This is a genomic window from Curtobacterium sp. PsM8, from assembly GCF_030433875.1.
Classification (GTDB): Bacteria; Actinomycetota; Actinomycetes; order Actinomycetales; family Microbacteriaceae; genus Curtobacterium.
In genome coordinates, this window is sequence record NZ_JARUXD010000096.1 from 1 (window position 1) to 9979 (window position 9979).

Annotated in this window: 10 protein-coding genes and 1 pseudogene; 7 read left to right on the forward strand and 4 right to left on the reverse strand. The window is 72.4% G+C overall.

What is annotated here, in order from left to right:
* From QCD68_RS17510 to QCD68_RS15840, 3 genes and pseudogenes are all read right to left on the reverse strand, one after another.
* Positions 1 to 1046: DUF7507 domain-containing protein (locus QCD68_RS17510; RefSeq protein WP_441005196.1), on the reverse strand; the 1046-nt coding region annotated here is incomplete at its 3' end.
* Positions 1047 to 1107: 61 nt separating this feature from the next.
* Positions 1108 to 1836 (reverse strand): annotated as a pseudogene (locus tag QCD68_RS15835) (CshA/CshB family fibrillar adhesin-related protein); the annotation flags it as partial.
* Between the two features lie 62 nt (positions 1837 to 1898).
* Positions 1899 to 2948, reverse strand: a complete 1050-nt coding sequence (locus tag QCD68_RS15840; protein ID WP_111075833.1) for a magnesium and cobalt transport protein CorA — start codon at positions 2946 to 2948, stop codon at positions 1899 to 1901.
* A gap of 350 nt (positions 2949 to 3298) precedes the next feature.
* On the opposite strand from QCD68_RS15840, the gene QCD68_RS15845 reads away from it, so the two are divergent.
* Positions 3299 to 3793, forward strand: coding sequence for a hypothetical protein (locus QCD68_RS15845; RefSeq protein WP_301223717.1), 495 nt, complete (start codon positions 3299 to 3301; stop codon positions 3791 to 3793).
* A gap of 114 nt (positions 3794 to 3907) precedes the next feature.
* On the opposite strand, the gene idi is transcribed toward QCD68_RS15845, so the two are convergent.
* Positions 3908 to 4459 carry an isopentenyl-diphosphate Delta-isomerase gene (idi, locus tag QCD68_RS15850; protein ID WP_301223718.1) on the reverse strand — a complete coding sequence of 184 codons (552 nt, stop codon included), beginning with the start codon at positions 4457 to 4459 and terminating at the stop codon, positions 3908 to 3910.
* Between the two features lie 21 nt (positions 4460 to 4480).
* Between idi and QCD68_RS15855 the strand changes: the two genes are divergently transcribed.
* From QCD68_RS15855 to QCD68_RS15880, 6 genes are read left to right on the forward strand one after another with little or no spacing between them, the layout of a single operon-like run.
* Positions 4481 to 5539, forward strand: a complete 1059-nt coding sequence (locus tag QCD68_RS15855; protein ID WP_301223719.1) for a polyprenyl synthetase family protein — start codon at positions 4481 to 4483, stop codon at positions 5537 to 5539.
* A complete protein-coding gene (locus QCD68_RS15860) occupies positions 5536 to 6459 on the forward strand; it encodes a phytoene/squalene synthase family protein (protein WP_111075836.1) in 924 nt (307 codons plus the stop codon). Before QCD68_RS15855 ends, QCD68_RS15860 begins: the two co-directional genes overlap by 4 nt.
* Entirely contained in the window at positions 6456 to 8129 is a 1674-nt protein-coding gene (crtI, locus tag QCD68_RS15865) for a phytoene desaturase family protein (RefSeq protein WP_301223720.1), read from the forward strand. Before QCD68_RS15860 ends, crtI begins: the two co-directional genes overlap by 4 nt.
* A complete protein-coding gene (locus QCD68_RS15870; protein WP_301223721.1) occupies positions 8129 to 8503 on the forward strand; it encodes a lycopene cyclase domain-containing protein in 375 nt (124 codons plus the stop codon). Before crtI ends, QCD68_RS15870 begins: the two co-directional genes overlap by 1 nt.
* Positions 8500 to 8967: a lycopene cyclase domain-containing protein gene (locus QCD68_RS15875; protein ID WP_301223722.1), complete on the forward strand. Its 468-nt coding sequence runs from the start codon at positions 8500 to 8502 to the stop codon at positions 8965 to 8967. The genes QCD68_RS15870 and QCD68_RS15875 overlap by 4 nt, the downstream gene beginning before the upstream one ends.
* Positions 8964 to 9875 carry a prenyltransferase gene (locus QCD68_RS15880; protein WP_301223723.1) on the forward strand — a complete coding sequence of 304 codons (912 nt, stop codon included), beginning with the start codon at positions 8964 to 8966 and terminating at the stop codon, positions 9873 to 9875. The genes QCD68_RS15875 and QCD68_RS15880 overlap by 4 nt, the downstream gene beginning before the upstream one ends.
* The last annotated feature ends 104 nt before the right edge of the window (positions 9876 to 9979 follow it).

A 9979-nucleotide genomic window follows, 5' to 3' on the forward strand; every position in this document is an offset into this window, starting at 1 on the left:
GGGGGGGGGGGGGGGGGGGGGGGGGGGGGGGGGGGGGGGGGGGGGGGGGGGGGCGTCGGGCCCGGGTCCGCTGCGGCCGGGACCACCACGTCCACCGAGTCCGACACCGGGTCAGCGGCACCGAGGCTCCCCGCGGGGGTGGCGACCACCGTGACCGGGACGGTCGCCGGCTCGTCCGTCAGGGGCACGACGACCGTCGTCTCCTCGGTGGTACCCGGCGCGACGTCCGGCACGGTGACGGGGTCGGAGTCCGGGACGCTGACCTCGACGTCGGTGAGCGGGACGGTGCCGGGGTTCGTGACCTCGACCGCGACCTCCAGCCCGGCGGGCGTGACGCCCTCCGGGGTCGGGTCACCGGGGGTGGCGACGACGGCGACCTCGGCACGTTCGGTCGCGACCGTCGCCGTGGCGGGGTCGGAGCGGACGGTCGACGTCGTCCCCGTCACCGCGGCGGTCGCGGTGGCGGTGTCCGTCAGCGAGCCTGCGTCGACGTCCGCGGCGGTGACCGTGGTGGGCGCGTCCGTGCGGCAGGTGGTGGTCGCACCGACGGCGAGGACGGTCGCGTCGCACGTCACCGTGCCGCCGCTGGGGTCGTCGACGGCCACCGCGGACAGCGGGACCTGCCCGGTGTTCTGCGCCGCGAAGGTCCAGGTGACCCGGTCACCGGTGTCGACGAGCCGGTCGCCGTCGACGTCCGTCACCTCCGCGCGCTTGGTCAGGGTGATCCCGGCGGGCAGTGCGGTGTTCGTCACCGTGCAGGCGATCGCGTCACCGACGCCGACCGGGATGTCGGTGCTGGTGCCGACGCCGGTCCCGCTCGGCAGGTCCGTCGCGGCGGCCCCGTTCCGGGTGCAGGCCCACGAGGGGTCGCCGTAGCGGCCGGCGTCGGTACCGCCCGAGGGCTGCTCGGAGAACGTCAGCGGGTTGCCGTCCGCGGCGACCAGGATCGTGACGTCCCCGGTCGAGGCGGTCGTGCCTCCCGCGGTGTCGGCACTCGCGACCGTCCGACCGGCGGCGTCGGTCACACCGACCGTGAAACGCGTCACCGCCGAAGCCACCGACGACCTGCTTGGTGATCGAGACGCGGGAGACGAGGACACCGAAGGCCACGCCCTCCCGACCGCCGCGGCTCACCATGGTCTGGCTGAAGGTCGTGGGCTCGCGGGTCGCGACGATCGCGGTGCCGGTGTGGTTGCTGCCCGTGCCCCTGCACGTGACGGTGGTGGTGCCGATGCCGGTGAAGCCGCGTCCGCAGGCCGTCCCGCGCTCGTCGGTGCCGTCCGGACGCACGGTCAACGACGTGAACGGCGAGCTGGAGGTCCAGGTGATGCTCTCGCCGCTCGCGGTCTCCTCGGCGTCGGCGCCGACGAGCGACCAGCCGGTGACACGGGCACCGGAGGCGTCGGTCACCCGGACGTCGCTGAGGGTCGCGGTCGAGGTGGTGCCGCTCGCCTGCTGGTTGAGCGCTGGTCGGACCGCGGGGTCGATGCCGGTGTAGTGCCCGCCGTTGCCCAGCCAGGAGCCGACGTAGGTGGGCAGTGCGACGGCGGCGACCGGGCCTCCCGAGACGGTCACGGTCGCCTGCAGCCGGTAGCCGCCGGGGAGCTCGAGGGCGAGCGGCTGCCCGGCGGTCGTGGCGGCGACGGCCGGGTCGAGTCCGGACAGGTCGAGCCAGCACAGCGTGTCCGCGTACGTGCCCGTCCCGCTGTCGGCGTAGTCGCAGCCGGGGGCGGCCGGGGCGGCGGTGGCCGGGGTGGCGCCCAGGCCGGCTCCCGTGCCGAGGGCCAGCACACCGGCGAGCAGGGCGGCGGCGGCACGGAGTCGTGTGATCCTCACGGAAGCGACCGTACCGACGGTGGACCGCGCTGTCCGCCCTGTCCGCCCTGTCCGGTTCGCGCCTACAGCCAGTTGCGCTTCCGGAAGACGACCCAGAGCACCCCCGCCAGTGCGAGCATCGCGAGGAGTGCCACCGGGTAGCCGTACCGCCAGTGCAGCTCCGGCATGTGGTCGAAGTTCATGCCGTAGACGCCCGCGATCAGCCCGGGTGCGAACAGGATCGCCGCCCAGGACGAGATCTTCTTCACCTCTTCGCCCTGCTGGTGGGCCGCCCGTGCCAGCTGCCGGCTCTCCTCGCCCTGCGCCAGGCTCGCGCTCGTCATCCGACGCATCGCCTCGTTCTGCTCCTGCGACACCAGGGTCGCGTGCAGCGTCAGGGCGTTCTCGAGCAGGGCCCGGAACGAGTCGACCCGCTCGGTGACCCGCAGGGCGTGGTCGAGCACGTTCCGCAGCCGGTGCTGGACGTCGTCGTCGACGCCGTACTTCTCGGCACCGCGGAGGAGCCCGCGCACCATCGCGGGCACCGGCTTCGTGGCGCGCTGGAAGGCCAGGACCTCGCTGAGCAGCTGGTAGATCCGCTTCGACACCCCGGGGTCGACCTGGCCGGCGAAGAGCTGGTCCTCGATCTCGTCGATCTCGTCCTGCAGCACCTCGACGACGGGCGCGTAGCCGTCGACGACCTCGTCGAGCACCGCTGCGGTGACCGCCTCGGACCCCTTCGCCAGGAACTCGGGGTCGGCTTCGCACCGGGCCCGGAGCGAAGCCAGGTCGGGTCGTTCGGCGTGCCGGACGCTCACCACGAAGCGGGCGCCGACGAACAGGTGCACCTCGCCGAACTCGACCGTGCCGGTGTCCGGCCGGTACCAGGCCGGTCGGAGCACCACGAACAGGGTGTCGCCGTACCGCTCGAGCTTGGCGCGCTGGTGCCCCTTCTGGGCGTCCTCGACGGCGTTCTCGTGCAGGCCGAACTCGTCCGCGACGGCCGCCAGCTCGTGCGGGTCCGGGCGGAGCAGCCCGATCCACGACAGGTCGCCACTGGTGCCGAGCGCCAGGCTCTGCTGCGACGCCACACGTCGGCCGTCGACGTACACCGCGTTGTCGATGAGTGCCATGCTCTGCTCCCTCGGTCGGGAGGGCGAGCGGGCGCGACGCCGGCCGGGACGGACCCCGGCGGCAGGGAGATCAGGACACGGGCTCGGCGACGACCACGAGGGACGGCCGGCCCGTGTGGTGATGGTCACCCGACATCGCGCCTCACCTGCCCTTCGTCAGTCCGTGGCCGTGCGCTGCGCAAGGCCGTCGTCGACCGTACTCCGGTCGGCGAGTGGCGTCGAGCGGCCCCGGTGACGCCGAGGTGGACCGGGAGTGAACAGCTCTGGCCCACCCCCTTGTGCCGTGCTGGTGTTCCTGATCTGATGTTCTGGATGGCAGTCGCCATCGACCCCAGAACGAAGGAGATCTGATGTCCGCAACCGCCTCAACGACCACGACCCGTCGTCGATCGACCGCTGCGGTTCTGGCCACCGCGTTCGTCGTCGGCGGACTCGCCGTGACCGCCGTCGCCGGCCCCGCCACCGCCGCCACCGCCGCCGACCGGGGTGCTCCGGCATCCGACGCCGCCACCACCGCCACCGGCGAGCTCTTCGCCAGCTGCCAGTACGGCAACGTCCGTGGGACCTGGGAGCGCTCGGGGACCACCTTCACGGCCCACGTCACCCAGTACGGGCTGCAGCCGAACGACTCCGCGGTCGGCTCGCGCACCGGGGCGATCGCCGTGACGCTCAACGGCGGGACACCGGTGGTGCGCACGGATCTCCTGACCGACCGCAACTCGCACGCGATCGACCTCCGTGCCACGACGCAGGTCCCGACCAGTCAGGCGGTCGAGGCGGAGTTCACGATCCGGGCCTCGGGCTTCCCCTCGTACCCGTCGTGCACGGTCACGAAGTGGTACTGACACGCCCGGAGCGACGTCCGAGCGCTTCCATCAGGATCTGACGCAGACGACCCGTCGGACAGCAGGCACCCGCCTGGTGTCCGACGGGTCGGTCAGGACTCGGTCGGGACTCGGTCAGTGCTCGACACGCTCGGCGCCGAGCGCGTCGAGCGGCAGCTCCGCGAGCTGCCACCCGAGCCACGGGCTGAAGGCGAACGGCGCGGCGGTCACGGCCTGGCGCAGGTCCTGCTCCGACAGCCACACCCACTCGGACACCTCGTCGTCGGCGGGCTTCGGGTCAGCATCGGCCACGGCGCGGAACACCGGGCAGACCTCGTTCTCGACGATGCCCGAGGCGTCCACCGCGCGGTAGCGGAAGTCCGGCAGCACCAGGTCGACACTGTGCAGCGTCATGCCGAGCTCGCGTTCGGCGCGCCGGGCGATCGCGTCCTCGAACGACTCGTCCGGGCCGGGGTGCCCGCAGAAGGAGTTCGTCCACACGCCGGGCCACGTCTTCTTCACGAGGGCGCGACGGGTCACGAGGAGGTCGCCGGCTGCGTTCTGCACGTGGCAGCTGAAGGCGAGGTGGAGGGGCGTCTGGTCTGTGTGCACCGTGAACTTGTCCGCCGTACCGATCGGGGTACGGTCATCGGCCAACAGGACAACGGTTTCCGGGAAAAGGCTCATCTGCCTCGATAGATTAGGCCAATGACCGAGGAAGCGGCCACCGTGGCGCACATCGACCTCGCGCTGGTGGATGAGTGCCTCGAGCGCTTCTTCACGGTGTCGAGCGCCCGAGCCCAGGCCTTCGGCCGACCGTCCGAAGAGCTCTGGCGCGTGCTGCGCAAGGCGAGCATGGGCGGCAAGCGCTTCCGACCGCGCATGGTCCTCACCTCGTACACCGCCCTCGGCGGCCAGGACGTGCACGCCGCATCGCAGGTCGCCGCCGCCTACGAGCTGCTGCACACCGCCCTCGTCGTGCACGACGACGTCATCGACCGCGACTGGTCCCGCCGCGGCCGCCCGAACGTCGCCGGCTCGTTCCGCGACAACGCCACGACCGGTGGCCTGCCGCTCCCGACCGCCGAGCACCGGGGCACCAGCGCCGCCGTGATCGCCGGGGACCTGGCGCTCGCCGCCGCCCCGCGCTTCATCGAGGCCAGCGGCGTCACCGGCGACCGTCGTTCCCGACTGCTCGACCTGTTCGACGACGCCGTGTTCGCCAGTGCCGCGGGCGAGATGGCCGACGTCGATCTCGCCCTCGGCGTGATGCCCACCGTCGCCGAGGTCCTGCAGATGGAACGGGCGAAGACGAGTGTCTACAGCTTCGAGGCGCCGCTGCAGTCCGGTGCGGTCCTGGCCGGCGCGCCGGAGCCCGTCGTCGCGGCGCTCGGGGCGTTCGGCCGTGAGATCGGCATCGCGTACCAGATCGTCGACGACCTGCTCGGGGTCTTCGGCAACGAGGGCTCGACCGGCAAGACCGCGATCGGCGACCTCCGCGAGGGCAAGCGCACGATGCTCATCGCCTACGCGGCGACCACCGACTGCTGGCCGGACCTGGCGCCCTACCTCGGCGACCCGGACCTGACCGAGGAACGCGCTGCGGGCCTCCGCGCCCTGCTCGTCGAGTGCGGTGCGCGTGACGCCGCCCTCGACCACATCCGCGAGCACACGGCCCTGGCCCGCGCCGAACTCGCCGGACTGCCGTACGAGCTCGGCTCCCGACTCGAGGGCCTCGTCACCGAACTCGTGAAGCGCGTCCGGTGACCTCGAGCACCACCGGTCGTCGCCTCCCGCTCTACGACGCCACCGCCGAGGCTGCCTCGAGCGTCGTCATCAGCCGCTACTCGACGTCCTTCGGGCTCGCCAGTCGCCTGCTCACGAAGGACACCCGCGAGCACATCCGGAACGTCTACGCCCTGGTCCGGGTCGCAGACGAGGTCGTCGACGGCCCCGCCACCGAGGCCGGCCTGGACCCGGAGCTCGCCCGGACCGTGCTCGACGAGCTCGAGCAGGACACCGAGCGGGCGATGACGTTCGGCTTCTCGGTGAACCCGGTCGTGCACGCGTTCGCCCGGACGGCCCGGACCGTCGGGTTCGGCAGCGAGCTGACGGCACCGTTCTTCGCCTCGATGCGGATGGACCTCGAGCAGACGGAACACGACCAGGCCTCGTTCGACGCCTACGTGTACGGCTCCGCCGAGGTCGTCGGGCTGATGTGCCTGCGCGCGTTCGTGTACCGCGCCGGCCGCCCCACCTTCGACGACGCGGTGCTGGTCGACGGTGCCCGTGCCCTCGGCGCCGCGTTCCAGAAGGTCAACTTCCTGCGCGACCTGCACGCCGACTTCGAGGTGCTCGGTCGCTCGTACTTCCCGGGCGTCGACGTCCGCAGCTTCGACGAGGCGACGAAGGACCGGCTCGTCGCCGACGTCCAGTCCGACCTCGACCGGGCCGCCGTCACCGTCCCGCTGCTGCCGAAGGACGCCCGTCCCGCGGTCGCCCTCGCGCACGCCCTGTTCCAGGAGCTCAACGACCGGATCGCCGCAACCCCGGCGGACCGCCTGGTCACCTCCCGGGTCCGGGTCCCGAACCCCGTCAAGGCGCGGCTCGCCGCGCGTGTCCTCAGCCGTCGTGGCACCCTGCCCGCGCGCACCGTCACCACCCCACAGACTGGAGGCTCGTCATGAGCCCGACCCGTGCCTCCCGTCCGACCGACGCACCGACCACTGCCGCCGCGGCAGCAGCACCGACCACCGGGCGGGCCGTGCCGGTCCGCCGTGCCGTCGTCATCGGCGGGGGCATCAGCGGCCTGGCGGCCGCCGCCCTGCTCGCCCGGGACGGCTTCGCCGTCACCGTGCTCGAGCAGCGCACCCAGCTCGGCGGCCGGGCCGGCACCTGGGAACAGGACGGCTTCCGGTTCGACACCGGGCCGAGCTGGTACCTCATGCCCGAGGTGTTCGACCACTTCTTCCAGCTGCTCGGCACCAGTGCGGACGAGCAGCTCGACCTCGACGTCCTGGACCCCGGGTACCGCGTGTACACGGAGGGCCGTGACGAGCCGATCGACCTGCGGTCCTCGCGTGAGGCGAACATCGCCCTGTTCGAGTCGATCGAGCCCGGGGCCGGCGCGAAGATGGCCAAGTACCTCGACTCCGCCGCCGACACCTACGACATGGCGGTCCGTCGGTTCCTGTACGGCACGTTCCAGGACCTCACGAAGCTCGCCGCCCCCGACGTCCTCAAGCGGATGGGCAAGCTCGCCCGTCTGCTGCTCCAGCCGCTGTCCTCGTTCGCGTCGACCGCGGTGAAGGACCACCGGTTGTGGCAGATCCTCGGCTACCCGGCGGTCTTCCTCGGCACCAGCCCGTACCAGGCACCGAGCATGTACCACCTGATGAGCCACCTCGACCTGGCCGACGGGGTGCTGTACCCGAAGGGCGGCATCACGCAGGTGATCGCCGCCGTCGAGCGCGTCGCCGAGGCCGAGGGTGCCGTCATCAGCACCGGAGCCACCGTCACCCGGATCGTCGTCGAGGACGGGCACGCCACCGGTGTCGCCTACCGTGACGAAGCGGGGGACGAGCACGTCGTCGACGCCGACCTCGTGGTGAGCGCCGCCGACCTGCGGCACACCGAGATGGAGCTCCTCGAGCAGGAACACCGCACCCACGACGCCCCGCACTGGGCCAAGCGTGACCCGGGCCCCTCCGCGGTGCTCGTGTACCTCGGGGTCGACGGGCCGGTCCCCGGACTGCTGCACCACACGCTGGTGTTCACCGAGGACTGGAAGGAGAACTTCGGCGCCATCTTCGGCAAGGACCGGCACGTGCCGGACCCGGCGTCGATCTACGTCTGCGCGCCCTCGCTGACCGACGACTCGGTCGCACCCGAGGGGCAGAGCAACCTGTTCGTCCTCGTGCCGCTGCCCGCCGACGTCTCGATCGGCAAGGGCGGCCTCGACGGTGCCGGTGACCCGCAGGTCGAGGCGATCGCTGACCGGGCCATCGACGTCATCGCCGAGCGCTCCGGGGTGCCGGACCTCCGCGACCGGATCCGCGTCCGTCGCACGATCGGCCCGCAGGACTTCGCCGACGACCTCAACGCCTGGAACGGCTCGATGCTCGGCCCGGCCCACACCCTGACGCAGAGTGCGTTCTTCCGCGAGAAGAACGCCTCCACCAAGGTCGACGGGCTCTACTACGTCGGAGCCTCGACGATCCCGGGCATCGGCCTGCCGATGTGCCTGATCAGTGCCGAGGTCCTCATCAAGCGGATCCACGGCGACACCTCGACCGAGCCGCTGCCGACCCCGCTGCCGCGGTCCGTCGACGCGCCGCCGGTACGGACGACGGGCTGATGCCGGGGCTGTACCTCGTCGGACTCCTCATCGCGATCGCCGGCATCGCGGTGCTCGACGCCCGGTACCGGCTGTTCTTCTGGCATGCCCCGGTGCGAGCCGCCGTGGTGATGGTCATCGGGCTCGTGTTCTTCCTGGTCTGGGACGTCGTCGGCGTGCACCTCGGCATCTTCTTCATCGGGACGAACGGGCTGCTCACCGGGGTGTTGCTGGCGCCGGACGTGCCGCTCGAGGAGCTGTTCTTCCTGGTGTTGCTCTGCTGGACGACGATGGACCTGTTCGGTGCCGTCCGACCGGTGGTCGAGCGGCTGCGTGCCCGTTCTGTCGACGGGCCGGAGCAGAACGAGCCGGAGCACCACGAGGGCCGGGCATGACCGGCTCGGGCACCTACGCGCTGCTCGCGGTGCCGTTCCTCGGGGCCGCCGTGCTCGTCGCGGTCCTGGCCGGCGTCGTGTCGGCGCGGCGACGACGAGGCGATCGCCCCGGTGCCGCTGCCGGTGCCGGTGCCGCTGCCGGTGCGCGAGGTCCCCGGTCGGCCGTCCTCGCCGGGGTCGTCGCCGGCGTCGCGCTGCTCGTGATGACCGGCGTGTTCAACAACGTGATCGTCGGACTCGGCATCGTCGCCTACGACCCGGCACTCGTCCTCGGTGCGCGCGTCGGGCTGTTCCCGGTCGAGGACCTGGCGTACTCCATCGGTGCGGTCCTGCTGCTGCCGAGCTGCTGGGTGCTGCTGGAGCGTCCGGGCCCGCGTCCGGGGCCGGGTCCGCGACCGCCTTCGCGACCGGTACGGTCGGATCGCCGGACCGAGCCGTCCCGCAGACCGGAGGAGACCCCATGACCGTGAGCCGCGCCTCCAGGCCGTCGACCCTCCGTGCGCTGTTCGTGTCCTCGCGCCCCATCAGCTGGGTGAACACGGCCTACCCGTTCGCCGCCGCGTACCTGCTCGGCAGCGGGGTCGGCGTCGCCGGGGGTGGCGGGTTCTCGTTGGCCGCGTTCCTCGTCGGGGTCGTGTACTTCCTCGTGCCCTACAACCTGGCGATGTACGGCATCAACGACGTCTTCGACTACGAGTCCGACCTGCGCAACCCGCGCAAGGGCGGCGTCGAGGGTGCCCTGCTCGACAAGAGCGTGCACCGCGCCACCCTCTGGGCCGTGGTCGTCACCAACGTGCCGTTCCTGCTGGTGCTGGTGCTGCTCGGAGGGCCGTGGTCGTGGCTCGCCCTGGCGGTCAGCGTTTTCGCCGTCATCGCGTACTCGGCGCCCGGGCTCCGGTTCAAGGAGAAGCCGTTCCTCGACTCGATCACCTCGTCGACGCACTTCGTGTCCCCGGCCCTCTACGGCCTCGCGCTCGCCGGCGGGCACTGGACCGGGCAGCTCGTCGCCGTCTGCATCGCGTTCTTCGTGTGGGGGATCGCCTCGCACGCGTTCGGTGCCGTGCAGGACGTCCTCGCCGACCGGGCCGGGGGGATCGGGTCCGTGGCGACCGTCATCGGTGCCCGCGCGACCGTCCGGCTGGCGTTCGTGGCGTACCTGGTCGCCGGTGTCGCGCTGCTGTTCTCGGCGTTCCCGGGGCCGATCGCGGCGGTCGTCGTCGTGCCGTACGCGCTCAACGTGCTGCCGTGGTGGAACCTCACCGACGCCGGGGCCGAGGCGGCGAACGCGGGGTGGAAGCGCTTCCTCTGGATCAACTACCTGGCGGGCTTCATCGTGACGATGGCCCTGATCGGCTTCGCCTTCACGCACTGACGCCCCTGCCGGGGGGGGGGGGGGGGCCCCCGCCCCGCCCGCCGCCCGCGCCCCGGGGCCCCCCGCCCCCCGCCCCCCCCCCCCCCCCCCCCCCGCCCGCGCCG